The following is a 420-nucleotide window of genomic DNA, read 5'->3' on the forward strand; positions in this document are numbered from 1 at the left end:
CTCGCGCTCAAGGGAAACCGTCGGCATTGGGTTGCTCACGCCAAGCAGCGACTGACCGAGGTCACCCCCGCCGTCGCCGAGCGGACCGAAACCAGCCATGGCCGCAATGAATGGCGGCAGGCCGAGGTCGTGGCGGCGGCCGAGCCGCTGATGCCCGGTCACAAAGCCTTCATCCGCATCACCAGCCGGCGCGATCAGGCCAGGCCTTTGATGCGCCTGTTCATGGCCTCCACGCTTATGTCGCCGCAGCAGGCGCTCGACCGCACCAGAGCCCATTGGCAGATCGAGAACGGGCTGCATTGGATGCTCGACGTTCATCTGGATGAGGATCGATCCCGTGCCCGCAAGGACAATGCCCCTGCCAACACCGCACTCATCACCCGCATCGCCAGAAACATCCTTCAGGCCGCAGATGCTGAC

1 protein-coding gene is annotated in these 420 nt (G+C 64.5%); it reads left to right on the top strand.

Going from position 1 to position 420, the window contains the following annotated elements; translation table 11 throughout:
- Positions 1–420: ISAs1 family transposase (locus EN874_RS32305; RefSeq protein WP_135884716.1), on the top strand; the 420-nt coding region annotated here is incomplete at both ends.

The organism is Mesorhizobium sp. M1D.F.Ca.ET.231.01.1.1 (assembly GCF_003999155.2).
Taxonomy (GTDB): domain Bacteria; phylum Pseudomonadota; class Alphaproteobacteria; order Rhizobiales; family Rhizobiaceae; genus Mesorhizobium.